Source organism: Mergibacter septicus (assembly GCF_003265225.1).
GTDB classification, from domain to species: domain Bacteria; phylum Pseudomonadota; class Gammaproteobacteria; order Enterobacterales; family Pasteurellaceae; genus Mergibacter; species Mergibacter septicus.
In genome coordinates, this window is record NZ_CP022013.1 from 41,930 (window position 1) to 68,660 (window position 26,731).

Consider the following 26,731-nt stretch of genomic DNA (forward strand, 5'->3'; position numbering starts at 1 on the left):
TAACGCCTATTATTGGCGAAGTATTAATGGTAATACCGTTAAGATAATACTAACAATTGATACCGCACCAATTGCAAATGCAACATATAATTTATTAATTACTTGGTGTAATTCTAAGCGAACTTGAGCAATATCCAATTCTAACTTAGTACTAACTTCTCGCAAGTCATCTTTTGTGATGATAAATAAGTCCTACCCAGTATTACACAATTTAAAATTAAAAATCAATAGTTTTTTGTTTTTTTTGGATAATGAAAAAACTATATATTTTTAGCAAATTTTCTTCAAACTAATAGCTCCTGATAAAACTATTTGTAAATTTTCTGGAGAATAATTTATGAAAAAATTTCTATTATTAAGTGGATGTTTGTTGCTTTATTCACCTCATCTTTATGCCTCGGAATCAGCAGAATTAGCTCAAGCGATCGCTCAATTGACTGCTGCTGAACAGTCGCTTATTCGAGCAAAAGAACAAAATACTGATATCTCTACTCGATTTTACTTTGATTATGTAAAAGCGATGCACGAAATTCAGACAGTGCGACATGGGATTTATCGTTATTTAAATAATGAACGAGCTCAACCTCGAGATCCAAATAAATTAGGCACAGTATCTGGGTTATATGAAAAACGGAGATAGAGAATGAATAGTATTTCTGTATCTACATTTGAAACGATTACTGGTAGTTCTATTGCAACAACAAATTCCCTCGTTATTGGTGTGTTTATTGCACTATTACTGTTATGTGGAGGATGGATCTGTATCAGTGCATACAACGGCTGGTCCATGGGAAATGTTAGGGATAGTACTCTGATGTCGGTAATTATTCGCTTTGCTATTTTATACTCAATTGCAACGTATTTCACGCTATCTTAAGGATTTTTATATGAAGTATTTATCATTACTTAAAAACATTACGTTAAAAACAGTTCGTTTTGTTTCAATTTCTATATTCGCATTTTTTTCAATTCATGTTTATGCTGCATTGCCAACGTTAGAAGACCCATCACGTGGACAGGGTAAGGGAGTCATAGATACAATCAAAAATTACGGTTACGACGGTATAACATTAATGGGACTACTTATTTGTGCAGTTGCATTTATCGTTGTGGCAGGAAACTCAATTGGTACATACCGTGATATCGGAGAAGGTAAGAAAAAATGGGGCGATTTAGCATTAAATGTACTTGTTGGTGTGGTTTTATTAGTAGTCATAATCTGGCTAATTACGAAAGCCAGTGAAATTCTGTAATAGAAATGGGATTTTACTATGACTAATAACACTATTCCATTTATTCCTGAACGACTCAATCGTCAGCCCGTTGTGTTTAGGGGAATGACTATTTCTGAACTATTAATTGTATTTGGTATAGGGGCGATAGTTGGTCTGGTAATGGGAATTTTGTTGATATTGTTATTAGGTGATTGGGCAATAATTCCTACCTGCATTGCGATATTTGCATTTTTATTTCTATTCTGGGGTGGTTCAATTATTTCTCGAGTAAAAAGAGGGAAGTCTGATACATGGCTTCCCCGATTTTTAGAATTTAAATTTTATCAATATCGATTCTTCTCTGTTATCAACGCCTCCACTTACTATTCAATTCGACGTGAACGTCAAATTAAATAAGGGTTTTTATGAGTAAATTTAAAAATATTCTACACGATAAACAATCGCATATTAATACATTACGTGGGATGTTAGTTGTTTTAACTTTAGTGATTGTTGTTATCGGCGTAGGGTGGTCAACAGCTCCATCTAGGCTCACAATTTATACACCACCCGATTTAAGGGCTGGCAGTCAACGCCCGTGGTGGGAAATTCCTCCTTCTACTGTTTACGGTTTTGCATTCTATATATTCCAACAACTTAATAGATGGCCCACAAACGGTCAGGTCGATTATGCCCGAAATATTAAATCTCTCACGCCGTATCTAACCCCACGTTGCAAAACATTTTTAGAAAAAGATTATCGGGATAGAGATTTATATGGGGAATTGAGAAACCGTATTCGAGGTGTCTATGAAATTCCGGGACGAGGTTTTAGTCACGAGCGAGTGACAGTTTTATCAAAAAATGATTGGAATGTAACACTAGATTTAACTACAGATGAATATTACGGCGATGAAGCTGTTAAACGCACACTAGTTCGTTATCCGATTCACGTTATTCGAAATGATGTCGATCCAGAACGCAACCCTTGGGGATTAGCGTTGGATTGTTACTATGCTACTCCTCAACGGTTAGAGCGTGCAGTAGCAGTAGATACAACAGAGAAAAAATAAGAGGCTGACAATGAAATTATTAATGCGAATTTTTCTAGTAAGTATCGGTGTATTATCTAGTTTTGCGTACGCCGATATTATTATGCAATGGCAACGAACCCCGCTTCAGATTGATTTAAATTTAGAGCAAGAACGGATTGTATTCGTTGATCGTAATATTAAAGTAGGTTATCCACCTACATTAGATAATAAGCTGCGAATTCAAAATGCGGGTGGTGTGTTGTATTTAAAAGCACTTAAACCATTTGAAAAAACTCGATTACAATTGCAAGATCTTAGTAATGGTGAAATTATTCTGTTAGATATTAGTTCAGAAGAAAATAGTCAAGAAAATAATGCGTTAGAACCAGTGAAATTAGTTTATTCAGATGGTTCGAAAGAAAAAGAGCAATCTGACGAGCAGATTGCTAGATCGGATACAACATTGCCGATACCTGCTGCATTAACGCGTTATGCTGCTCAATCGTTATATGCTCCTCTGCGTACTGTTGAACCATTAGTTGGAGTGCAATCAGTTACACCAAAATTACCCTCTAATTTAAAAACACTTTTACCGCGTTATCCATTTGTTAGTGCTACTCTGCTTACAGGTTGGAAACTAGGCAATTATGTAGTTACAGCAGTGAAATTACAAAATCATTCAGCACAACGTATAGAACTCGATCCTAGAGATTTAAATGGGCATTTTTATGCAGCGACATTTCAACATCATTTTTTAGGTGTAAAAAATTCTCCCTCTGATACAACAACTGTTTATTTGATTACTGAGGGAGATGTAGGTAATGCAATAATTCCTAATCCGATTATTAAGCGACCTATAAAAAAATAAAGGAGATCGAGATGAAATTAAGATCAAATATGATTTTGAAAGTAATTGTCCCGACAGTCGTCGTTATTTCGGTTGTTTTTATTGTAATGTTAGTTCGATCGGATAATAAAAAGTCTCAAACTCAAACAGTTACACACACAGTTTATGATTTAACGCCTGATGAATTAAGAACGCTTGGAATTGAGGGCGATACGCCGCAGGACACGATTAGAACGTTAGTCGGTACGATTAAAAAAACTAGACAGGATATTGCAGATATCCGAGCAAAAAATGATGAGTTGAGGCAAAAAAATGAATTATTGATATCAAAAAATAATGATGTAGATAGCAGAGTTGCTCAAGCTCTTGAACTAGAGAAAAGAAAGTTGCAACAAGATTTCAAAGAGCAAACTACCATGCTATTGAATGAAGTTGAAACACGATTAGCTAATTTGTCAAACAATTTGTTAGTTCAATCTCAAACAATAGATAATACGCAAACGCAATCTAATTCAGATCTACCAATTGGTTTAGGTTCTGATACAGATACAAATACAAATGAGGCTGGATTACGTTGGATAATACCCGCAGATATGCGTACGTTAGATCGAAATGGCAATCTAATTTTAGACGAAAACAATAATAGTGGGAATGGCGGATTGAGCTTTGCTAATGTGTTTAATGCATTAGATAATTCTGTTGTTGGAAAAGCACATCAAGAACTGACGGGGGTTAAAAATAATCGTCAAGAGACACCTCCTACCCCTATTTATACTATTCCAGAAAATTCAACATTAATTGGTTCAGTTGCATTAACTGCATTGTTGGGACGTGTACCGTTTGATGGTGTAGTTAATGATCCGTACCCCTTTAAAGTGATAGTTGGACGTGAAAATTTAACTGCAAATGGAATAACTCTACCTAATGTTGAGGGAGCAATATTTTCGGGAACGGCTAGTGGTGACTGGACTCTCTCGTGCGTGAGAGGAAAAGTTACCAGTATGACACTAGTTTTTAGTGATGGACGAATTAGTACGTTACCTGATAAAAGCAAAAATGGTGGCAGTGATGAGGGAATCGGCTGGATTTCAAATCCACAGGGGATCCCGTGTATTCCTGGTGATAGAAAAACTAATGCAGGTGAGTTTTTAGTAACTAATTTTCTATTAAGCGGAACGAGTTCCGCTGCTCAGGCATTTGCTCAGGGGCAGACAACAAATGCAATCAGTGAAAATGGTAATGTGATTAGTGCTGTAACGGGCAGTCAAGGAAAGTTCTTATTAGGACAGGCTCTAGGTGGCGGATTAAAAGAAAGTACAGAATGGTTTAGAAAACGTTATGGGCAAACGTTTGATGCGATTTATGTACCGCCTGGCAGTCCTGTTGTCGTCAATATTACGCAATCGTTAGATATTAATTATGACCAAAATGGACGCAAAGTTAATTATAACAGTGCGACTCAACGTTCTAAATTAGATTAGGAGTAAAATGAAAACGAAATTATGTTTACTGTTGTTCACAATTTTATTAAACGCGTGTTCAACGTCACAACAAAATTTATTACCAACGGGTGATAGCACAATGCTAGAACTCTGGAATGAAAAAACAGGGCAAGGTACGTTGAATCAAGGGAGAATCCAACTACATACACAATCACAATTGCCTCGTACTAATGTCCCTGATGAACAAGAACAACATAGTTATACTCGAGACGTAAAAAATGAAACAAAAAATCTCTTTCCACGCTTACCGAATCCTGATTTAGTGATGTATATCTATCCGCACTTATCTGATACAGGGGAGCCGTTGCCCGTACCGGGTTATTCAACAGTGATCCCTTTTTATAGCCGTGTGCAGTACGCACAACCAGGTGAACGTACGACAGATTATTAAACGGAGTAAATCAATGTTTTCATTTTTTAAACGTAATCAAGATGTTGAAACGACTGAAACAGTACAAAGTCAATATGGTCACGCATCTAAATCGCCTGTTTCACTGGCTGAACATAAAAAAATGTATGCACAATGTCCATCGTTTGTTTCTCATTTACCGTATGTCGAATTTTTAGACACAGAAAAAGCGATTTTGTTAGATGATGGTTATTCGGTTGGTGCTGTATTTGATGTTAAACCGCTCGGAACTGAAGGGCGGAGTTTAGAGTATTTAGAGTCAGTGCGTAGCCAGATTAAAGACGCATTACAGGATTCGTTTGATGAATTGGATACTAATCCATGGGTGGTGCAGTTTTTTTGTCAAGATGACGATGTAGCGACAGAATATCGCAGAACATTAGAGAATTATATTCAACCAAATGCTAAAGGATCTCAGTTTACTGAGGCGTGGCTGAATCTGATGGGAAAACATTTGCGTGATATTGCATCTCCCAATGGACTGTTTATTGATAAAAAAATTACAAACACCCCGTGGCGTGGACAATTGAGACGCACACGGATGGTGATATATCGTTATGCTAATCGTAAAACAGATACAGAATCACCGTTAGAAATGTTGAATAATATTTGTGAACGGGTCGTGAATTCATTAAATGCAGCAGGGATCAGTTTAACGAGATTAGCAGGGTATGATGTCCATCAGTGGTTATTGAAGTGGTTTAATCCTGCACCTAAATTTTGTAATTCACCAAATGAGTTTTATGAGCATTTAGCATATCGTGATCCATCTACATTTAATAATGACGAATTAATGATATGGGACGATTTTGCGGAAACAATGTTGATTAATTCACCGCTTACAAAAGGTGATTATTGGTATTTTGATGATAAACCGCATGAAGTTGTTGTCGTTGACGGTATGAGAAAACCGCCAGCCGTTGGAATTCTAACAGGTGAAATTAAACGTGGTGATAATACTAATACCTTGTTTGATTTACTGCCTGCAGGCACGATTATGTCAATGACCATGGTTGTGTATCCGCAAGATTTACTGGAGCAACATTTATTAAATATTGCAAGCAAAGCGAAAGGCGATAATGTTGAATCTCGTTATGCTAAACAAGATTGTGACACTGTGCAAGAGTATTTACGAGATAAACATAAACTATATCGTTCATCACTGTGTTTTTATATTAATGGCGATGATGAAAAAGATTTGAAGTCCCGCTCGCGTAAATTACGCTCTATTTTATTATCAAATGGGTTAGTACCTATCAACGAAGGAAATGAAGTTGCTCCTCTAAATAGTTATTTGCGTTGGTTGCCTATGTGCTTTCGCCCCGATGATGACAGAAAGCACCTTTACACTAAATTTAATTTTGTTCAGCATATTGCTAACTTATTGCCTGTTTTTGGTCGTTCGACAGGAACAGGTCATCCAGGTATTTCATTTTTTAATCGAGGCGGAGCACCGCTTGATTATGATCCGTTGAGTAAAAAGGACCGGACTAAAAACGCCCATTTATTGATGCTAGGTCCAACAGGGGCTGGAAAATCAGCGACATTAAACGGGAAAATCGCTCAATTAGTTGCGGTTCATCGTCCACGTCTGTTTATTATTGAGGCTGGGAATTCGTTTGGTCTAATGGCTGATTATGCTGAATCATTGGGTGTTAGTGTAAATAAAGTTACGTTAAAACCTGGTAGTGGTGTGACGTTGCCACTTTTTGCTGATAGTCATAAATTGATTGAAGAAATTAATATTACTCAACGTTTAGATGAACGTGCAATTGAAATAGAAGAAGAACGTGAAGCCGTATTACAAGATGACGAATCTGATGATCAGCGTGACATTCTGGGTGAAATGGAATTAACCGCAACATTAATGATTACAGGCGGTGAGGTCAAGGAATATGAAAAACTAAATCGTACAGATAAGGCGATGATTCGTCGTGCGATAATGTTAGCGGCTGAAAAAACGTATTCTGAAAAACGACAGTGTTTAACTGCAGATGTACGAGATGCATTGTATGAATTATCCCGAGATGACAGTTTGCCTGATAAACGTCGTGAGCGAGCGTATGATATGGGGGAGTCGCTCGGAATGTTTTGTCAAGCAGGATCATTTGAAAATGAATTATTTAATCAAGAGGGGCAAGCGTGGCCAGATGCAGATATTACATTAGTTGATTTGGCCACGTTTGCACGAGAGGGGTATGAATCTCAATTAGCTATCGCGTATATTTCATTAATTAATCATATCAATAGTTTAGGTGAAAAATATCAGTATGCAGGGCGTCCGCTCGTGAATATTACTGATGAGGCTCACAATATCACTCGAAATCCATTGTTAGCGAAATACCTGACTAAGGGATCCAAAATGTGGCGTAAATTGGGAATTTGGCTCTGGCTAGCAACACAGAATATGGGCGATTTTCCAAATGAATCTGCAAAAATTATTGGTATGTTGGAATGGTGGGAGTTGCTTTGTGGTGTTGATGATAATGAGTTAAAAGAGATTTGTCGTTTCAAACCACTCACTGAAGAACAGAAAAGCCTAATACGTTCTGCTCAGAAAGAGGATAGAAAATATACCGAGGGAGTAGTACTGTCAAATAATATTGAGGCGTTATTTAGAGTTGTTCCACCGAGTTTGTTTTTAGCTCTGGCAATGACAGAACCTGAAGAAAAAGCAGAACGCATGCGATTGATGAAAGAGCACAATGTCAGTGAGTTAGAGGCTGCCTATTTAGTCGCTAAATCGCTAGATAAAGCTCGAGGCATAGATAGTTAATGATTTTCTTAGAATAAGAGTTATCCATAGAAGTTGTAGATAACTGAGTGGAAATTAAAAATGTTATTAAATAATAGATTGATTCAACAAATTTTTTATTCGGTATTAACAATAGTCTGCATCATCATCTTTGTGTTCATTTTATCTAGTGTTGCAATCCATTATTTTCCTGAAACAGGCTCACTAAATCTGTTTTTTGAGAAAACATACTATTACTGGTTAATCTGGCGAATAGGATTATATGTTTTTTGTGGGCTAATGCTTTATAAACTGCGTCAGAAAAAATATAACGAGCAATGGAACAGGTTTTTTGTGCAATATTTCTTGTTAATTGGGTTTGCTGAAATAGTTAATTTGGGTAAATATTTTTTATAACATCTAAGGTTGAAAAATGACAACATTATATGTTAATGATTATTTTGAGTATTTTTTTACACTATTAGGCTGGGTAATTAATAATAATATCTGGAATCTAATGGTGGATTCGGGAGCGTTTGCTATACCGCTAGTTCTGATTGTTGTCAGGGAGTGGTTGAAAGTCAGAGAGGAGGGTGATGATGAGGGAAATAAAGGCGTTCTTTTAATGCCTCGATTAGAGCATCATCTATATTCTGCATTTTTAGTAATTCTAATAGCGTGTATTCCTAGCATAAATATTGCAGTAAATACAATACCCTATGATGTTGATTACTCTCTAAAATGCGGTTATAAAGTGATTCCGACTGAGCAGACAAAAGGATTTCAAGATTTACAAAGTTCGATTGGTAACCAATCTCCTGTTTTACCTCCGTTATGGGCATTTACTGCAACCTACAGTAAAGCAATAACGCAATCGGCGGTAACGTCAATTCCGTGCAAACCTGATTTGCGACAACTGAGTTTTGATATTAAACATACTAAAATTAAAGATCCTATTTTGCGTGATGAATATCATCAGTTTTATCAACAATGTTATGTGCCAGCTAAAACAAAATTACGTAATAGTCGAGAGAGTTTGAGTCCTGAATTAGTCAAGGATACGGATTGGGCGGGTTCTCATTATTTCTTAAAGACGAATGGATTTTATAATTATTATCACGCCAAACAACCAAATAAACGGTGGATATATGATTATGAGCGAGATAAGGGATTACCTAATACCGGTGCTGGAGGGTATCCAACCTGTGAAGAATGGTGGAGTGATGCCAGTTCAGGATTAAAAGAGCGTTTATTGGATCAGTTTGAACACTATACTAAACGTAGTGCAGGGCAAATTTTAGGTGCTAGTTATAATGATTGGACGGATCAACTAGTACGCAGTATGTTGTCAAATCCAGAAAGTATAACCGTGTCGTCAAATCAAGCAGGACAAGCGTCTCAGGGATACGGGGGCGAGCTTGGTGGAGGCGAAGGCTGGTTGAGTACGACTTGGACAGCATTGAAACGAGTTGTATCGTCAGCGGGGGTTGCAGTGGTCAGTGGTACAGCAGCGTTTGGATTTGATGCGTTACGACAGGCGTTGCCTATGGTACAGGCAATTTTAATCATGGCGTTTACAATTTGTATTCCCTTTGTTTTGTTATTTAGTGGTTATAAATTACAAACACTAGTAACGCTCATTGCCATTCAATTTAGCATATATTTTCTAACGTTTTGGTGGGAATTGGCTCGCTGGATTGATAGCAATTTAACGACGGCATTGTATAGCAGTGATACGCACAGTAGATTGTCAACCAATATTGAGGGTATTGTTAATATTGAGAATGATTTTATCAGTAATTTGATAATGGGGATGTCGTTTATTTTTCTCCCAATCTTCTGGGTGGGAGCAATGACTTGGGCAGGGCATAGAGTTGGAAATGCTATTACTAATACATTAAATAAAAGTACAGATAAGACACAAAAAGGTGGTGATGAAGGTGGAGAGATGGTCAAAACTGCTGCCAAGAAAGGCGTTAAATAAAGCAAAATAATTAAGAAAGCCAAGTATAACTTGGCTTTTTACTTTTATATTTTTGTCCAACCAGATCCTTCATTTTCTGAACTACAATAGTGGAGATTACCTTCACTATCCGTATAGAAACCACTTCCATCATCTTTGATGATTTCCATAAGCCGTTGGATTTTTATATAATTCATAAAAAGCTGCTGTACCAATAGCAGATAGTGCTAAAATCCATAACAAAGCAAAAATAGAATAGAGACCAATTGCAAGTGCTGGAAGTAAATATAGCAATTTCAAAAACTTAGGGTGTTTCCAATCAATAAAACGTTTTATCAACCGCCCTATGCGATAGCCTAAACGATACAGATGGTTTGGCTTTTTAGCATGCTGACCGTCTTTTGCTTTTCTTGCATTTGACTTCAGCGTATTGGATTTTAGCGTTTTCGTTTGCATAGCCCTACCCTTTGAAAAACTTAATATAGGTTAAGCATACACCAGTTTATTTTTTTGTACAAATTTTATTTAAGATAACTCAACAAGATACATTTGCGGGTAGAAATTGATATTTATCTTTTGATAGAAATGCAATTTTGGAGAGTAAATATCAGAAGAAAATGGTAAAATCATCATTAACAATCCAACATTAGAGTTATTAGAAGCATTTACATAATGAGCTTAGATTTTTTTGAGATAGATAAAATTAGATTAGAGGTTAATAAGAAGCTACAAAATAAAGAGAAGTTTGCTCATCAACAAGGTAGTGTGTATTTTGGTAACAAAGATATGACTTCTGTTAAATGTGTTTTAGCTGCATAAACATTATCTAAAACGTATTTTTGGTTTAAGCCCTCCGTTTCAGATATTAGAATGCTAAGATAAGAATTGAAGAACTTAATGATTTATCTCCTGCATTGCAATTTGTAATTACAAGGATTATAAAAAAATTAAAAGCCAAGTATAACTTGGCTTTTAAAATAGTGGGAACGTGAAATTTTTAGGTTATGAACAACCTAATGATTTTTCTACTGGTGATAAATAAGACTAAACAGGTTTAACAGGCATCGCAAACTGTCTTTATGATGTGTCTGATTATAGCAATATTGAAGGTATAGATAGATTAGAAACAGTATGGGAACACGCCACACGCTTACGCACAGTAATGGATGCTAAAGTTCATTGGTACACTCCTAAGCGTGGTTTAAATGAAAGTGATAACTTTACACTTATCTCACTTCAAAATATTGGTGATTACCTAGATAAACAATATCCACCCGCGGTGTTTTTGATGATGATTTTTGTACCGCAAAAAGGAAAATGGCGTAACTTTATCGTATTAAGTTTCCCAGAAAGATTAGGTAGCTAAACAGGCTTTAGTAGTATTGTCTATGAAACTGAATCCAATTTGGATAATGAAGCATTAACTCAAAAACTAGTCAAGATATTGGTTGATATAGTTCAGCTAGGAGCTATTGAATCAGAATACGTTGATGCTTACAATGGGCGAATGACCATATTTATACATCGTAAGGGGAAAAATAATAACTGGGTTTGGAATGGGATAAAAAAATTACTCTAATTTTTAGAAAATCATAATGAATAGAATTATTACAGTAATAATTGATATAATAATGTAGCATAGAATACTTTTGTATTAAAAGCAGGAAATTTCGGTAAATTTTATTCTTGTATGTCAAGAACTATTTGTTGTTCCTCACCTAGAATTTGTGAAAAGCGTGGTTCGCATTCAATTGGTACAATGAATATGAGTAATTTATCAAAACTAATTCCTAATCTGTGAGAAATATGGTCGTTCTAAGAAATCTTATACAAACTTATTTAAAGTTTAGCTTTTAAATATTAAATTTAACAATTAATCCTAAAGTGTAAAAATATGAACAATAAACCATTAGATATTGATGTTCAACATATCGAAAACGAAAGTGATGTTGAACAAAAATTTATTATGCCAATGCTACTTAAAGAGCATCCATATGGTCTATCAATACCAGCAAAGAATATAAAAACTAAACAATCAATACCATCATCACGAATAGGTAAAGGTAGTGATAAAAAATACTATGTTCCAGATTACATTGTGACTTCAAAAGCATATCCAGTTCTTGTTATAGAAGCTAAATCACCAAAAGAAGAATTAAATGAAGGATGGAGAGAAGCTAGGTTGTATGCTCATGAATTAAATTCAAAATATGGTGAAATAAACCCCGTAAAATATGTAATGGCTACAAATGGTAAGATTATATGGTATGGAACTCCTGATAACTCAAATCCTAAAGGGATCATAGAGGTAAATGATTATTTATATAATTCAGACTTTCATGAAATGATAAAATTTATTTCTTTCAGTCAAATAGAAAACTATACGCAAACATTAATAAACAAGTTAAAACCTAAAATCTTTACTCAAGCTAGAAAGGTTGTTGGGGGAAGCTCAATTCAAAATGAAGAAATCCCTAAGAATCAATTCGGATTATCTATATCAGATTCTTTCGGAAAAATATTTAATCCAGAAAGTATAGATGATAGACGTTATATTGTAGAAAAAGGCTATATATCTTCTAAATTAAATAAAAGAAGTATGGAAGATATAGATAAAGTAGTTAAAGCAGCTAAATTACCATCAACTCAAGATGGGATTGAATTAATTAATTTATCTGAACCAAATGAATTTAAAGAGCAGATAGGAAAAAACATCAATAAAAATCTATTCCCAAATAAAGTTATGCTTATTATAGGTGGAGTTGGTTCTGGAAAAACAACTTTTATTGATCACTTACAGTTTGTTTCTATACCCAAAAATAAAACAATAAATGATAATTTAGTTTGGTTAAGATTAAACTTAAATAATGCCCCTTTATCTAAAGATTTAGTTTATAATTGGATTATTAAGCAATTTATTGAGTCAATTAAATCTAATCACCCCAAAATAGACTTTGACGAGCTGGCAACCAAAATGAAAATATTTAGCGTGGAGGTTAATAAGTTCAAAAAAGGTGAGGGAGAATTATTAAAAGGAGACGAAAAGACTTATAACAAAGAACTTTATAAGATAATAAGAGAATGTTCTTCTGATGAAAATAAATTATTTACTGCATACTATAGATACTTTGTAACAGAAAAACAAAAATCATTAATAATTGTATTTGATAATTGCGATAAAAGATTAAAAGATGAACAATTATTTATGTTTGATGTATCTCAATGGGTCAAAGATACATTCAAAGCTCTAGTGCTATTGCCATTGAGAGATGAAACATATGATAATCATAAAAATACCCCACCACTAGATACTGTAATAAAAGATAATATATTTAGAATTTATTCTCCGAGTTTTAAAGAGATTCTAATATCTAGAATTCAGTTATCAATAGGAAAAATCAAACACACAGGAAAAATATATAGCTACAATATTTCTAATGGTATGCATATAAACTACCCAGCCGAAGATCAAGCTCGTTATTTAGTATGTATTCTACGATCTATTATGAATGAAGAGAATAATATAAGACGATTAATTACAGGATTATCTGGGAGTAATATAAGAAAAGCACTGGAAATCTTCATGGATTTTTGTTGTAGTGGTCATTTATCTGAAGATATTATTTTATCAATGAAAACAAATCCAAATTATAAACTTCCTTATTATATTGCATCTAGAGTGCTATTAAGATTAAATCGTCGTTTTTATGATAGCGAGAAATCTTATATAAAAAATGTATTTGACGCAAAAGATCCTGAAAATCCTTTTTATTTTTCAAGACTAATAATTTTGAGATTTTTACATAATGCAATGAAAGCATCTGAAACTCCTTCAATTAATAAAATGAAAGGATATATCTCTATAAATAACACTTTAGATTTTTTAAATAATTTTGGATTATCTAAGAATATTGCTTTATCTGAGATTGAATATCTAATAAAAAGCAACTGCATATTAACAGAAGATTTTAGAGAGAGTGATATAGATGAAAATATGTTAATAAAGCTAGCTCCAGCAGGTTTTGTTCACTTATATTTATTAAGTGATATAAGTTACCTTGCGGCCGTTGCTGAAGATTTACATTTTACAGATGAAAGGGTGGTAAATAATATTAAGTCGAATATCAGATGTTATAATGATCAACTTTCCTTCGCTAACACACTAACCAACAGTAAATTATTAATGGATTTCTTATCAGAAGAACGAAAAAGAAAATTAGATTATTTAGCTACATTCGAAAAAGATTCAGAATACGACAGATACTCTGAACTAAAAGATTGTGAAGATCGAATATCAAATTTATTAAACAGCTCATCTAAAGAACCATGGAAAAGCTTCTTATCCAAAACCCCAATAGGAAAAACAATAATGGGAAAAGTGGTTAAGAAGCTTGAATATGGTTACTTAATTTACTTAGATGAATGGGGTGTAAATGGGCTTTTACATAATTCAAATATCCATACTGATTCAAATAAATTAGACATAAACGCAAAAATCAATGTTCACATAGATGACTGCGACCCTATGAGAGAAAGAATTTCTTTAACCATAATATAAAAGGAGTTTAATTTTAAAATAGTAAACCGAAAAAAACAATATGGTTTTATAAATAGGCATGGAAGATAAAATTGGGGCTCAGATCAGTTTGCCCCAATTGATTTAAACATTACTGTCTTTAATTCCATTCTCTATTTCATTATCAATACGGAAAGCTTCACGCCACTCACGCAGATAACGTTTCTCAAATTGCCTGAACACCAAGCCTTCACAGCAGGAAATGCTCAAGATTTAGCAACAAATGCTACACAAACAGCGCAAACAGCGAAAACAACGGCTGAACAAGCTCAAGTATCTGCTGAAACTGCAAAAGCAACCGCAGAAAGAGTGGAAAAAGCAGTCGTGAAAATTGATGAAGTGGTTCAAGAACAGCTTATTCCAGTAACCGAAAAAGTGAAAAGCAATTCCGCTAAAATTGCAGAACAACAATCTGTAGTGGATGCTCAAAATCAAAGAATTGCAGAAAACACTCGTATCGTTCAGGCTTCGTCACAACGTGTAATGGATAATACTCGACGCATTAACGACAATGCGAGAGCCATTGAAAATAATGGCCGTCGTATTGATAGTTTAGAGCAACAATCTAAACAAGATCGTCGTCAAGCTAGAGCAGGAACGGCAGCAGCTATGGCTATGACACAAATTGCACCCGTTCAAGGTAAACGCTTAACCATTGGCGCAGGAGCAGGTTCATATCGAGGTGACTCTGCGGTATCAGTGGGTATTAAATATGCTCCGACTAACAATGTAGTGTTAAGTCTTTCTGGTTCGGCAGATAGTCGTGGAGGTTTTGGGGCTGCGACTGGGGTTAGTGTAGGACTAGATTAAATAAACATGAATACAAAAGGCGATGCTAAAATAGCGTTGCCTTTTCCCATATTATCCTCATTTTGGGGCATATTAAATTTACTGGTTTTAACCGGTACTTTAATATCTTATTATACTAGGGGCTATTGATCTTTAAAGTTCAAATCTTAACCAAAGATCAATCTCCCCCAGCGAATACAGCAAGTTATTGCCAGAGATGCCACATAATTTCTTACTAACTTATCGTATCGAGTGCAATGGAACGGTATTGTTTTAAAAAGGCAAACGCATTTTCAACTAAATGGCGATAATGTATAACAGAAAGCGCTTTTGTTTCAGTTAAAATAAGCTCTCATAAGGCTTCATTATCATAACCTCGGTCTGCAATAATAATCTCACAGTCAGGTAGCAATACCAAAAATTCAGATGTAGCTTTACTATCATGAACTTCTCTGCCAATCAGAATAAAATCTATAGGATTTCCACAATTATCTACTGCTAAATGAATTTTTGTGCGATTGCCTGTCGCACTTTTACCTATCACTTACCGATTTTGACCACTTGCACCTGTCGCATATTGGTAGGATTTGACGATACTTCCATCAATAAAAATCCATTAATAATCAATATATTGCCTAAAAATTTTAATACTTCTTGCCAAACATTCTTTCTTAGACCAAAGGTTGAATCGGTGACAAATTGTGTCCCACAAACCAAACTCAGTGGGCAAATCACGCCAAGGGAAACCCATACGAATATAGTATAAAACCCCTTCAACTGTATTACGATGTTCAGGTTTATTGTAAACACGCCCTATACGATCGAGTAAATAAGTGAAGCGTTTCCAAAGATAGTCTGTTAAAATAGGTCTAAATGACATAGTTTGTACGAGCTTGCTAAGTTGTAGCAAGCTAAATTATACCAAATTTCTATATCGTTTATTTTTTTATGCTTAAAATATCAACACGCCCTATTACTCATACTCAAGCGTTCAAGTTTATTCCATAATTTATTGAGCAGTTGAATTATATAATACATAATGGTAGGATAGGAATGCAAGTTTCAACTATTAATTAAGGTTTTCTATGAAAGATGTGACTAGAATAGCCCCCCCTATGTTTCCAGATGGAATAAGTATAGGTGTTACTGATGATAAAAATATTGTTATCGTGGATTTTTTGTCACGCAAAATTTTATCTAAGAAAGATTCTAGTGAATCTATTTTTTCAGTTGCACTAACAAAAAAACATCTTCGAGCCTTATTGCAGGCTTTGGAGGATATGGAAAATGACGAAACCTGAATACGTTAATCATTTTGAGAATTTATTACTATATTATGACGTAAAGGATTATGGGATCATTTCTAGTCATTTTCAGAATCACTCTTTTTCCGATAGTAAAGATAGTACCGAACGTGTTCAAAATGAACTAAAAAAAGCTATGAATAGTTTTAAACTTAGACTTAGACTAAAGGACATGTTGTATATCGATATAAGTTACAGCACTCCCGAAGATATACAATACCAGAAAAAATCTAGAGAAGATTGGGCAAATGAATATCAAAAGGTCATACAAAAACTATCCGGAATCGTTGGTAAAGAGTCTTTCTTAGAAGATTGTGCTAAAATTCTCAACAGATACCAACTAACAGAACTAGGTAATCTTATACTGAATTATGGGGACAGTATAACTGATAGTTCGGAATTTTTCTATTCTCTATCCAATTTATTGAGCAAATATTCTGAAATAAAAAATATAAGCTCAGAAATGTTTTTTAGTATAGTAAATGAAAATGAAATATCTCTGGTTTTATGGAAAAAAAATGAATGTATATTTGTAAAAAAAGAATACATATCTAAGTTAAATTTAATTTTTACGCCTGAAAATGATGTAAAATTTTCCTCGTCTGATTGTGACGATGAAGACTATTTTATATATGGAAGATATAACGCCCCTAGAAGTTTTATTGCAAATAAAAAAATAAAAAAATTATTAAGGATACTAGATGAATGACTTCCTTATTCCAACAAAAGAAATTCATTTTAGCCCAGATGAAGAGATTAAGTTTAATAAAATAATGCCTAATGTAATACATTTGCTACGCTATTCTAGGTTGGGCGAATGTATTCAAAATAATATTATCATGCCTGATGCTTTTCGTTTAAGAAAATTAAAAAGTGGAAAACTGGAAAAAACAATAAGCCTTTTTCAAATGTTACAAATATTCTCAACTCTAGAAGAAGAGTCTCAGAGTTTTCTTAATTTTTTGTCATCTAAACCCAACACATCCTTTATCTTTGATGATAAAACTCGAACTATACGACTAATAAGGGAAAAATTAAGAAAAGCCTGTATGAAAAACAAAGAAATGCTTGATCTGATTGAAATAACCCAAACCACCCCTTCCAAAAGTTCTCCGATCGCACATCATTGGGATATCAGATCTAATAATTTTGATGCAATTTACCACATATTGTCAGATTGTAGCGAAATAATCGATCATGTTTATTCCTATAATGCAGTAGGATCATCTATTGATAAACTCAAGATCGCCAATTAATGATTTTAGTTTTATTTAATAAATAATTTTCCACCAAAGTGACCTACCTGCATATAATTCTTGTATCGTTTATACTCAGATTTTAATGACAATTTCATTTTAGTCATTACGACTTCTTTATTATTTATAGGTAAATAATTAAACGTTACTTTAACAAGAAATAATTCCTAACATAGAAATATGCTTAAATTTTTTACTAAAAATCGCAGAAATAAAATATATTTAAGAAAAATTTTATTTTATACGCTGATAAATATCTTGTGGTAAGAAATAATGCATCTCTTTAGTTGAATAATATATAACACCATTAAGCTGAAAAATATCATCAAATCTTAGATTCTTAATCTCTATACCATGCAAACTACACAATGCCACATAAATCAACTCCATTTTTTCATTTTCTATGTAATCATCATAGAGTTTTCTAGCTAGTTCTTCTGGTATTTTATATTTCTTAATATATAAAATATTTATGTAGTATAAATCAAGTTTGGTTTCTACAGTACCAATACTATAATAATTAACAGTTTACATAAATTTTCCTATTAGTTAGAGGTGGTGTTCCTTATATTAAACTTATTTTTAAGTTTCCTTTAAATATCCAGTATCTTTTAGATTTGGATATTTAGCTCCATTTTTTGCTAGTCTATCACAAATTTCATTCTCCCTATGACCACTATGCCCTTTAATCCAGCACCATTCAATTTGATGACGAGTAACAGCCTTTTCTAAGGCTATCCATAAATCCTGATTTTGTACTGCTTTTTTCTGGCTATTACACCAATTATTTTGTTTCCATTTCATAATCCACTTTGTTATTCCATTTTTAACGTATTTACTATCACTGTATAGTTTAACTGAACACGGCTCGGTTAAACTATTTAGTGCGATAATAACTGCTCGTAATTCCATTCTATTATTAGTTGTAAAATAGTAGCCATGACTAATTTGTTTTTCTGTATTTTTATAATTGAGTAATATACCGATACCGCCTGGTCCTGGGTTACCTAAACACGAGCCATCAGTAAAAATAGATACATTTTTTAACATAAATTTTCCTTTATAATATGTATTTCATAAAAAATATTGCTATTGTTTTCATTAAAACTATTAACCATAATATTTGTATTGCGAAACGCTTCTTTAATTTTTAATTGGTTAATAGTAATTTGATCTGTTTGTACGTATTCGAGGTATTTAATTGCTATGTAACTTAATACAGCATTAGCATTTGCACTTTTTAGTAAATTTTCATAGTGTTTCTTACTGATTGTAACAGTCTCAATATGTTTCTCAGCCATAAATTAGTTCCTTAAATATTTGTTAATAAATCGTTCTAGTTTATATTTGACGGTATTAAAATTATTATCTTTAGTTTTAATACGTAATGTTCGAATACCACAAGAGTTAAATAATTGATCTCGTTGTATGTCGTATCTTTTTTTACTAGAATGGCTTGTATCATCTAGTTCAACAATAAATACGGTATTTAATCGTTTATCTAATACTACAAAATCAACTCGTTTTTGATTGATTTTCCAAAATAAACGTCGTTCATTGTTAATCGGTCTGATAATGCACGAAAACGGCACTTGAGCTAAAATGATATGATTAGGCAATATATTAATCAAATAACGAAATAGTTGTGATTCAGTTTTGGTTAAAATAAATCTTTTTTTATATTGATTATTACCATTATAATTTTTGGACTGTAATTTTGATTTTAAATAATTAACTATTTCATATAACACCATATATAAAAATATTAATGTTATTGCTATTAGTCCGATATAAATCAAATATTCATTAGACATTAATTATCTCCAGTTATTGGTAGACTTAATTCTCTGAATTTTTTATCAGAATCGGTTGGTGTATTGCTATCATATGAAGTTGATTGATTTGCAAAACGTTTATTTAAAATTACAGTAGCTGTGTTATTTGTTATAGAACGTTGTAAATCCATTTCTAATCTAATTTGTTCAATTTCTCTATCAATTAACATTAATGATTTTTCCAACTCTTTCTGTGCTTTCTCATTTACAGCTACATTAGGTTCACGCATACCTGCTAATAATGTTCTACGTGCTAAAATTGCTTTTTCTAGTATACGAGAAACAGCTATTTCACTGGCTAAACGATTAGATAATACAATTTGATCGGGATCTTCTTTTAATGCTTCAATTAATCCTCTTGTAACAGGAATCGATGCTGAACTCACCGATTTTAAATCTTCAGTGGAGGGTACTCTTTCATGTAATACCTTACTTAATTTTTCAGATACAGATTTTGTTTCTTTTTCAATTAAAGGTGATAAACCTGTCCCAGCTCTTGATTTTTCTTGACCACATTGATTACAAGTATTAATAGTTCTATCGCCGATAACTTCTGTTAGCCATTCGCTAGCTTCTCTTGGATTTTTCCATGTTTCACATAATAGTCCTGAACAGGAAGAGGTCGTAACAGATGCGTTACTCGTTGGTGTTCTACCATTTAGGATGTTAAAACCCGCTTTAGCCGTGTCTAAAATTACATTAATAGGTTGTTGACCACGACCACCTCGTTTTTGTCCACCAATCCATGTAATGCCCTTTTCTCCATCTTCTTTATCCGCATTTTTCGTTGCTCTAACTGCATCTCCACCACTTGATTGAATTTTTTCTTGTAGATTTTCTTTTTTAGCAATTATATTCCAGCCATTATCATCAATATAATCACCCGCTTTTTTAGATAAGGCTTCACAACTAGTTTTGGCATTAGCAAAATCCAATTTTCCTTGTAGTACACCGTTTGTTAGTAAATCGTAAAGCTGGGGGTTTGCTCGTTGAATGACCATTGCGGGTAAACTAGCAACTGCTCCTGTTGCTGATTGAATAATATTTCCCATTAGATCTTTAAATCCTTCAGTTGCATTATTCAACTGATTTCTCACTGTGGTTTTAATGTCAAAATTGCCACAGGTTAAATTCGCATTCCAGCCGAGTCCAACTGATAGTGCATAAGGGTTTTGTCGAGTAGGTGGAGTCATTATTGCATTACCTCCGCCAATTTGATAATAAACATTATCAGAGATTGCTGAGCCAGTAGCTTGAATATAATTTTGTGATGCAAAAGAATAGTTTGTTATAGCTACAATCAAGCTACTCATTAAAATAAATTTTACTTTTTTCATTATTAATTACTCCAATCAGTGGAACCTAAATATGTCTGACCACGACGTTTACAGCATTTATATGGTCTCCATAATGCCCATGTATAGTTACCTGTTTGAGAAAGTTTGTCAGAATACGTTTCATTTGCTGAAGTTCGATCAGGAAAGTTTGAACATGTTCTTTCCATTTTTGGGTATAGCATTTGCCATTTATGTGATGATTTTTTTTGTTCATCTACTGGTGGTGGAGGCCAGTAACCTTTTGATGGTTTGGGTTTTTGGGCAGCTGGTAAATAGATATGGATTTGTCCTGTTCTAGAGATAATATCAGCTGCTCGTTGAGCTACTACAGCCGCCGCTTTATAGTCGTGTATTTGAGTAACTGCTCCTGTTCGCGGATAAATATTTCCCCACAAATCGCCCCCTTTGTTTATTTCTCTTTTTCCTGGGATTAGAGCTTCTGGATAGAATGATTCAGGAATACCCATTCGCCATCCAATTACATCCAATCCACTTAAAAAATGTGTTTTCAATGGGAAACTTTGACTGCTACAGTAATAGCCTAATTTGCTTAATAAATTCGTTATTGCTCCCTGCGGATGCCCAATAATATCAACATTTTTAAATTTTAGTTGACGAGAGTATTGTGGATAACGTTCAACAATGTTACTAGCATTAATACTTCTACCAAAAGAAGCAACTTCTTTCCACGGATTATCTCCGTTATAGTTATAACTAGACACTACTTGTTCAGGTAGATAGTGTTTGACTTTTACAGATGTCTTAATAACGCAACCAAAAACTGAGCAGTATAACCAATAACACACGCCGATAATTTGATATTCAGTGCAAGATCTTGAAGCACTAGATTCCATTATTTTAATGGTATTAATGGTAGCATTTGATGTACCAATTGTTGTTGCTAGTAATATAGCGATACACGAGCGTTTCAATGTCTTCATTTCATCGCTCCCGCTTTTTTATAAATTTGTATTGCTTTTTTTATGTCTGTTACACCATAAATAACAGCATTATTGTGATTTTCAGAAATAAATAATATCGCAGGAACTTTTTTTATTCCGTTTTGAAAACCTTTTATTATCCCTTTATATGCATTAGTCAATTTCGCTTGATATTCATTAAATTCTGGACTGTGTATTAGTTTTCTTGCGATTATTTCCGCTTTCTTTGGATCATTCGGTAAATTAAAATATTGAGAGAAATTGTGCTCTAGTGTATTTAGTTTATCTAACTGATAAACTGCATTAGCTAACTCAGCATGATCAATATGATAATTTTGTGTAGTGAATACCTCAATTTTAATACCATCTATTTGTTCAGCAGACGCAATCTCTGAGAATACGGATGATAGTGAAAATAGCGTAATCAAAAATTGTAACGATTTATTCATTACAGTCTCCTGTATGTAATTTATGGGACTATTAGGATTATTAGTTTGAAGAAAATTTGCTAAAAATATATAGTTTTTTCATTATCCAAAAAAAACAAAAAACTATTGATTTTTAATTTTAAATTGTGTAATACTGGGTAGGACTTATTTATCATCATTTATGATAAATTAAAAAGAAAGGCAGTGTCTTAAAGCCTTTGTTTATCGTTGATAAATGACACGATACGGCACTTGGTCTGGAAAGTGCTATCCAAATGACCGCCCAACTCAACAACGCCTTAAGTTGAGTCTATCTAAAAGATAGTTAGGCGTTATTTTACATCACCCCGTAGGGAGTTTTTATTCCCTGCGGGAGTAAGCTCCCTACATAACCAATGAAAGGAGCTAATAGTGGAGTCAACTATGATAATTCAATTTGATAAACATCGTTTTATTAAAGGATTGTCTCGAGATAATCTCTATACTCTAGAACAAGCCGAACGGATGGCAGAGGAATTAGATGGGGCTTTATCTCAAAGTCAGCGTATGTTGGCGACAAAAGAAGATATTGCAGTAGTAAAAGCAGAGATTGCTGAAGTTCGTAGTGAAATGAAAGCAATGGAATTTCGTTTAGAATCAGCAATAACAAAATCACAAAATCGATTGATTTTAATCATTGGTTCGATGATGGTTGGATTTATAACAATTTTGCCATATCTACAAAAATTGCATTTCTAATTAAATACCATCTTACATTTTTGTATTTTGTAAGATAATTCCACCCTAAGGGGAAATGATTTCCCTATGGGTCGATCATTTTCCCTTTATTTTTTATACTAGGAGAATGATTATGACTCGTTCAATTAATTTAAATGACGACATTCAAAATGCCGTCGAATTTGTTGAATTTGATGAAAACAATTTCAACAGAATTGATTTATTAGATCAATATCAGAATAAAAAATCTCGTTTTTATAAAATGGGATATAAATTAGGTTCTATATTATCTAAATTGAAAGATAGCATGAAAGAGAGTGCTATGGTTCATCTAGGTGTTGATGAACATATATGTAATATTGTTGAGCAAATTCAACACGAATTAGAGCTCACTTATGAAAACCAATATAAAGAGAAACAAAGAGAGATCAAATTACAATATTTGCGAATTTGTATCAGTGTTTCCATTATAACATTTATATTTGGTATTGTAGTGAATAACTATTTAATTCACTAATATTCGTCCTTTCATTTATCTGTTCTCGTTTGTGGGAAATATTTTCCCGCAAGCGAGAAAGTATTTCCTGCATATATAAATAGGAAATACGTATGAGAGTTTCTATTCATCATCGAGTTTTAAGTGACTCTAATAATAACTTCAACTTTATTCAATCGTTAGAATCTGATGCCCTAGCTGCCTGGCAGTCGAGTGTAAACAAAAGGAATGTACGATTTTTGAAACAAATTCCTACTAATTACGGTTTGTATTTGCATTTTTTCTCCGTAATTAAACATTCTAAAAGCGATTGTTTATTAGTTAAATAATCCCAAAAGCCGTAAGATTTTATTTAAACTTACGGCTTTTTAGTTACTTGTATACTATACAAAATTTTCTCTGTAATTAAATAAATAATTTTCTATATATTTCTAACTAATGTTTTTATCTAATAAGTTTTCCCTACATTTTTATAACTTTTTAGATAGAGCTCAGATGAATAAAACGAAATTAGTATTAATTACCCCACTTTTTTTATCTTTATCCACATTGAACGCTACAGCTACAACGAATTTAGAACTAGGCAGAAATTCACTTGCAATTGGTGGGGGAATTTCGACGGGAACAAATACAATTGCGATTGGCAGAAATGCAGTTGCAACTGGCGATAATTTAACAGCAGATCAAATAAAACAACGTTTACGAGAAAACGCTGAACGACTAAACCAAATTACTGCAAAAGAGCGTGAGATCGCTCGATTAGATGCTGATTACAAACGTAAGTACAGAACAGCATTAGAAGTTAAGCAAGCACTGGCTCAAATTGCAGAAAAACGACAATACATTGAAACAGTTTTAAATCCTGCATTAGCTGATGCGACAAAAAATCTGAATGATTATCGTCCAATTTACGATGAAAAACGAAAATTAATTGATGCCAGAACACACGAAATACTAACGCTGGATGGATTCGATCTGGGAAAAGTTGCTCCGGTGGATCAAGGTGGAACAGAAAATGGTTTAGAGCTATTAGCTCAAGAACTAAAATCAAAAGCTGAAGATGGCTATAATGAAATTATTAATAATGATTTGAATTATTATAAAGATTATATTAATAATTACATTAAGGCTAAGGGAGATTTGGTTGATAATAAATTATTATATTCAAAATATTTTGATCATAAAAATTATTTTTTAATTAGTGATGATAATAAAATTTTGGGTAGAATTGGTTATGAAGTGATAAATAATAGAGGGGAAGTATCTAATGAACTAGTAGCAATTAATAATAATAACACCATCGGAGCCGGACATCTAAATTTTTACATTGATATTGATTACAATATTTCTCCTACTAGATTTGGGACTGAAAATTTAAGGTTTGATGAAAATTATCTCAGTAACAACATTAATGTAACAAAAAATAATGAGAAAGTTGGCAGATTATCTGATGAAGACAAAAGTAGCTTAATAAAAAAATTAGAGTCTGTTACAAATACACAGATACAAAATATAAATAAATTCTATTCATTGTCTCCAGCGTTAATTACCTCAGAGCAAAAAGAAGCAGCAAAAAATGCATTTCTAAAATTGAATGATTTTCAGAAACAAATAGCGAATTTGAAAATCGAGATATTAAATCATCAATATCACTATGATAATGATACAACAGAAAATGAGAAATTGAGAGCATTGCAAAAAAAAGTTATTGCTGAAGATGCATTAAGTAAATTGCTCGACGAAACCAGAGTATTTAAAATGGGAGAATTTAAAACCGCATTAATTCCATACAGATACAACCAACAAAATTGGTACAACAAAAATATTAAAGATGTTGAAGAATTAAATAGTAAATTTGTTACAGAATTTAAAGCCAATTTAGAGCGAGCCATTGCAAAAGAAACAGCTAAACTGAATGATTTAACAGAAAAACAAACTGCGGCAAATCGTGCTATTGAGAATGAAAATGCAGCTATTGCACGTTTAGAACCCACTGCGGATCAGAAAGAAACAGCGAGACAAGCTGATTCTGCATTGTCAACGTTAGAACGAGAAAAACAAGCGTTAGCAGCGTTGAAAGAGTCGTTAACGCTCAATAATGTGAATAATATCGGTGAGAACGCAATCGCGATCGGAGTAGCGAACAGAGTAACAGGACGAAACTCAATCAGTCTAGGTAATGCGAGTATTGTCACGAATGAGAATAATATCAGTATTGGCAATTTAAATACAATTACTGGCGTAAATAGTGTTGTTATCGGAAATAATTCAACAATTAATAGTGATGATAATATTGTTATTGGTAGCAATATTACTGTTCCCGCTGATATAACGAATAGTGTTGTTATCGGAAATAATTCAACTGCGAGTGAATTAAATAAAACCGCCAATTATTCTATAAATAATCATAATTATAATTTTGCTGGAGCAAATGCAATTAGTACGGTGAGTTTTGGTTCAGCTAATAATGAACGTATTTTGACAAACATCGGTGCAGGACGTATTTCAAATACTAGTACTGATGCAGTAAATGGTAGTCAATTATATGCAGTGATTAGTTATGCAAATGAATTAAAAAATTATACTGATACAAAATTTACTGCTGCTAAAACGTATGCTGATACTAAAGACAGTGAATTAAAAAACGAATTATTAAGTAAAGTTTCAAATTCAAATAGCTCAAATTCAAATATTAATTCTGATGATTTAAATAATCTCAAAACTGAATTAACAGAATTTGTCAAAACGTCAGATGCTAGTAATTTAGAGAATGCTAAAACACATACTAATAATAGTTTAGCAAATAAAGAGGTTGAGTTGAAAAAATATATTGATATTCATGATAATAAAACGCTAGAGAACGCTAATAAATATACAGACAATAAATTCAATAATTTATTATCTAATTTACCATCAAATACAATAACGCCAGCTCAATTAGATGAAATTAAATCTAATACAAATCGTCAAATTTCACACGCTAAAACTGAGTTAAAACATTATACAGACAACAGAATTAATACTGTACGTTCTGAAATGCACAATTTACATAAACAAAATCGTGCAGGTATTGCGTCAGCACTAGCAATATCTAGTATTCGAACAATTCCATCTCATCGAGTATCACTAGGGGTAGGAACAGGCTATTATCGAGGACAGTCTGCAGTTGCTGTTGCGTTAAATATTACTAGTGATAATCAACGTATTAATCTGAATTTAGCTACTAGTATTGATAGTTATAACAATGTAGGAGGTTCTGCAGGATTTAGCGTTGGTTTTTAAAAAGAAAAGGTAAGGGGAAACCCTGTCGGGTTTAAGGGTAAGCGTTTCCAAGGGAAACAGGCTTACC

The 26,731-nt window shown here is 33.2% G+C and carries 28 protein-coding genes and 1 pseudogene; 20 read left to right on the forward strand and 9 right to left on the reverse strand.

Features of this window, described 5'->3' with window-relative positions:
* Window positions 1-9: 9 nt before the first annotated feature.
* Window positions 10-165, reverse strand: a complete 156-nt coding sequence (locus CEP47_RS00245) for a hypothetical protein (RefSeq protein ID WP_261919955.1) — start codon at window positions 163-165, stop codon at window positions 10-12.
* Between the two features lie 172 nt (window positions 166-337).
* Here CEP47_RS00245 and CEP47_RS00250 point away from each other — a divergent pair, with 172 nt between their 5' ends.
* The 10 genes from CEP47_RS00250 to CEP47_RS00290 all read left to right on the forward strand — a co-directional run bounded on the left by CEP47_RS00250 (window position 338) and on the right by CEP47_RS00290 (window position 9,724).
* A complete protein-coding gene (locus CEP47_RS00250; RefSeq protein ID WP_261919954.1) occupies window positions 338-640 on the forward strand; it encodes an integrative conjugative element protein, RAQPRD family in 303 nt (100 codons plus the stop codon).
* Window positions 641-643: 3 nt separating this feature from the next.
* Entirely contained in the window at window positions 644-877 is a 234-nt protein-coding gene (locus CEP47_RS08885; RefSeq protein WP_373463115.1) for a TIGR03758 family integrating conjugative element protein, read from the forward strand.
* A gap of 10 nt (window positions 878-887) precedes the next feature.
* Entirely contained in the window at window positions 888-1,253 is a 366-nt protein-coding gene (locus CEP47_RS00255; protein WP_261919953.1) for a TIGR03745 family integrating conjugative element membrane protein, read from the forward strand.
* Window positions 1,254-1,271: 18 nt separating this feature from the next.
* Window positions 1,272-1,631: a TIGR03750 family conjugal transfer protein gene (locus CEP47_RS00260; RefSeq protein WP_261919952.1), complete on the forward strand. Its 360-nt coding sequence runs from the start codon at window positions 1,272-1,274 to the stop codon at window positions 1,629-1,631.
* An 8-nt stretch (window positions 1,632-1,639) separates the two neighbouring features.
* Window positions 1,640-2,287 carry a PFL_4703 family integrating conjugative element protein gene (locus tag CEP47_RS00265; protein ID WP_261919951.1) on the forward strand — a complete coding sequence of 216 codons (648 nt, stop codon included), beginning with the start codon at window positions 1,640-1,642 and terminating at the stop codon, window positions 2,285-2,287.
* Window positions 2,288-2,297: 10 nt separating this feature from the next.
* Window positions 2,298-3,116 (forward strand): TIGR03749 family integrating conjugative element protein, encoded by an 819-nt coding sequence (locus tag CEP47_RS00270; protein WP_261919950.1) that lies wholly within the window; start codon window positions 2,298-2,300, stop codon window positions 3,114-3,116.
* Between the two features lie 11 nt (window positions 3,117-3,127).
* Window positions 3,128-4,576: a TIGR03752 family integrating conjugative element protein gene (locus tag CEP47_RS00275; RefSeq protein WP_261919949.1), complete on the forward strand. Its 1,449-nt coding sequence runs from the start codon at window positions 3,128-3,130 to the stop codon at window positions 4,574-4,576.
* A gap of 7 nt (window positions 4,577-4,583) precedes the next feature.
* Window positions 4,584-4,988, forward strand: coding sequence for a TIGR03751 family conjugal transfer lipoprotein (locus tag CEP47_RS00280; protein ID WP_261919948.1), 405 nt, complete (start codon window positions 4,584-4,586; stop codon window positions 4,986-4,988).
* A gap of 13 nt (window positions 4,989-5,001) precedes the next feature.
* On the forward strand, window positions 5,002-7,782 hold the full coding sequence (locus CEP47_RS00285; protein WP_261919947.1) for a conjugative transfer ATPase: 2,781 nt from the start codon (window positions 5,002-5,004) through the stop codon (window positions 7,780-7,782).
* A gap of 391 nt (window positions 7,783-8,173) precedes the next feature.
* Window positions 8,174-9,724, forward strand: a complete 1,551-nt coding sequence (locus tag CEP47_RS00290) for a conjugal transfer protein TraG N-terminal domain-containing protein (RefSeq protein ID WP_261919946.1) — start codon at window positions 8,174-8,176, stop codon at window positions 9,722-9,724.
* Window positions 9,725-9,853: 129 nt separating this feature from the next.
* On the opposite strand, the gene CEP47_RS00295 is transcribed toward CEP47_RS00290, so the two are convergent.
* On the reverse strand, window positions 9,854-10,159 hold the full coding sequence (locus CEP47_RS00295) for a hypothetical protein (RefSeq protein WP_261919945.1): 306 nt from the start codon (window positions 10,157-10,159) through the stop codon (window positions 9,854-9,856).
* Window positions 10,160-10,375: 216 nt separating this feature from the next.
* Here CEP47_RS00295 and CEP47_RS00300 point away from each other — a divergent pair, with 216 nt between their 5' ends.
* The 4 genes from CEP47_RS00300 (at window position 10,376) to CEP47_RS00315 (ending at window position 15,089) form a co-directional block, all read left to right on the forward strand.
* Window positions 10,376-10,522: a hypothetical protein gene (locus tag CEP47_RS00300; protein ID WP_261919944.1), complete on the forward strand. Its 147-nt coding sequence runs from the start codon at window positions 10,376-10,378 to the stop codon at window positions 10,520-10,522.
* Window positions 10,523-10,787: 265 nt separating this feature from the next.
* Window positions 10,788-11,069, forward strand: coding sequence for a hypothetical protein (locus tag CEP47_RS00305; protein WP_261919943.1), 282 nt, complete (start codon window positions 10,788-10,790; stop codon window positions 11,067-11,069).
* Between the two features lie 528 nt (window positions 11,070-11,597).
* The gene (locus tag CEP47_RS00310; protein WP_261919942.1) at window positions 11,598-14,261 is read left to right on the forward strand and encodes a S1 RNA-binding domain-containing protein; all 2,664 of its coding nucleotides are present in this window, start codon (window positions 11,598-11,600) and stop codon (window positions 14,259-14,261) included.
* A gap of 189 nt (window positions 14,262-14,450) precedes the next feature.
* Window positions 14,451-15,089, forward strand: coding sequence for a YadA C-terminal domain-containing protein (locus CEP47_RS00315; RefSeq protein ID WP_261919941.1), 639 nt, complete (start codon window positions 14,451-14,453; stop codon window positions 15,087-15,089).
* A gap of 146 nt (window positions 15,090-15,235) precedes the next feature.
* Here the strand turns inward: CEP47_RS00315 and CEP47_RS00320 are convergent.
* A pseudogene (locus CEP47_RS00320) lies at window positions 15,236-15,948 on the reverse strand (IS5 family transposase).
* Window positions 15,949-16,153: 205 nt separating this feature from the next.
* On the opposite strand from CEP47_RS00320, the gene CEP47_RS00325 reads away from it, so the two are divergent.
* From CEP47_RS00325 to CEP47_RS00335, 3 genes are read left to right on the forward strand one after another with little or no spacing between them, the layout of a single operon-like run.
* On the forward strand, window positions 16,154-16,369 hold the full coding sequence (locus tag CEP47_RS00325; RefSeq protein ID WP_261919940.1) for a hypothetical protein: 216 nt from the start codon (window positions 16,154-16,156) through the stop codon (window positions 16,367-16,369).
* Complete coding sequence (locus tag CEP47_RS00330; RefSeq protein ID WP_261919939.1) at window positions 16,356-17,081, forward strand: hypothetical protein; 726 nt, start codon at window positions 16,356-16,358, stop codon at window positions 17,079-17,081. The genes CEP47_RS00325 and CEP47_RS00330 overlap by 14 nt, the downstream gene beginning before the upstream one ends.
* Window positions 17,074-17,628, forward strand: coding sequence for a hypothetical protein (locus CEP47_RS00335; protein ID WP_261919938.1), 555 nt, complete (start codon window positions 17,074-17,076; stop codon window positions 17,626-17,628). The genes CEP47_RS00330 and CEP47_RS00335 overlap by 8 nt, the downstream gene beginning before the upstream one ends.
* A gap of 582 nt (window positions 17,629-18,210) precedes the next feature.
* Here the strand turns inward: CEP47_RS00335 and rnhA are convergent.
* The 6 genes from rnhA to CEP47_RS00365 are packed head-to-tail and all read right to left on the reverse strand — an operon-like array spanning window position 18,211 to window position 22,190.
* A complete protein-coding gene (rnhA, locus tag CEP47_RS00340; RefSeq protein ID WP_261919937.1) occupies window positions 18,211-18,678 on the reverse strand; it encodes a ribonuclease HI in 468 nt (155 codons plus the stop codon).
* A complete protein-coding gene (locus tag CEP47_RS00345; RefSeq protein ID WP_261919936.1) occupies window positions 18,672-18,929 on the reverse strand; it encodes a hypothetical protein in 258 nt (85 codons plus the stop codon). The genes rnhA and CEP47_RS00345 overlap by 7 nt, the downstream gene beginning before the upstream one ends.
* Window positions 18,930-18,932: 3 nt before the next feature.
* Entirely contained in the window at window positions 18,933-19,442 is a 510-nt protein-coding gene (locus tag CEP47_RS00350) for a DUF2726 domain-containing protein (RefSeq protein ID WP_265482656.1), read from the reverse strand.
* The gene (locus CEP47_RS00355) at window positions 19,442-20,800 is read right to left on the reverse strand and encodes an integrating conjugative element protein (protein WP_261919935.1); all 1,359 of its coding nucleotides are present in this window, start codon (window positions 20,798-20,800) and stop codon (window positions 19,442-19,444) included. Before CEP47_RS00355 ends, CEP47_RS00350 begins: the two co-directional genes overlap by 1 nt.
* Before the next feature lie 2 nt (window positions 20,801-20,802).
* Entirely contained in the window at window positions 20,803-21,741 is a 939-nt protein-coding gene (locus tag CEP47_RS00360; protein ID WP_261919934.1) for a TIGR03756 family integrating conjugative element protein, read from the reverse strand.
* Window positions 21,738-22,190, reverse strand: coding sequence for a TIGR03757 family integrating conjugative element protein (locus CEP47_RS00365; protein WP_261919933.1), 453 nt, complete (start codon window positions 22,188-22,190; stop codon window positions 21,738-21,740). Before CEP47_RS00365 ends, CEP47_RS00360 begins: the two co-directional genes overlap by 4 nt.
* A gap of 402 nt (window positions 22,191-22,592) precedes the next feature.
* On the opposite strand from CEP47_RS00365, the gene CEP47_RS00370 reads away from it, so the two are divergent.
* The 3 genes from CEP47_RS00370 to CEP47_RS00380 all read left to right on the forward strand — a co-directional run bounded on the left by CEP47_RS00370 (window position 22,593) and on the right by CEP47_RS00380 (window position 26,664).
* Complete coding sequence (locus tag CEP47_RS00370; protein WP_261919932.1) at window positions 22,593-22,907, forward strand: hypothetical protein; 315 nt, start codon at window positions 22,593-22,595, stop codon at window positions 22,905-22,907.
* A 112-nt stretch (window positions 22,908-23,019) separates the two neighbouring features.
* Window positions 23,020-23,403 carry a hypothetical protein gene (locus CEP47_RS00375; RefSeq protein WP_261919931.1) on the forward strand — a complete coding sequence of 128 codons (384 nt, stop codon included), beginning with the start codon at window positions 23,020-23,022 and terminating at the stop codon, window positions 23,401-23,403.
* 474 nt (window positions 23,404-23,877) lie between these two features.
* The gene (locus CEP47_RS00380) at window positions 23,878-26,664 is read left to right on the forward strand and encodes a YadA-like family protein (RefSeq protein ID WP_261919930.1); all 2,787 of its coding nucleotides are present in this window, start codon (window positions 23,878-23,880) and stop codon (window positions 26,662-26,664) included.
* The last annotated feature ends 67 nt before the right edge of the window (window positions 26,665-26,731 follow it).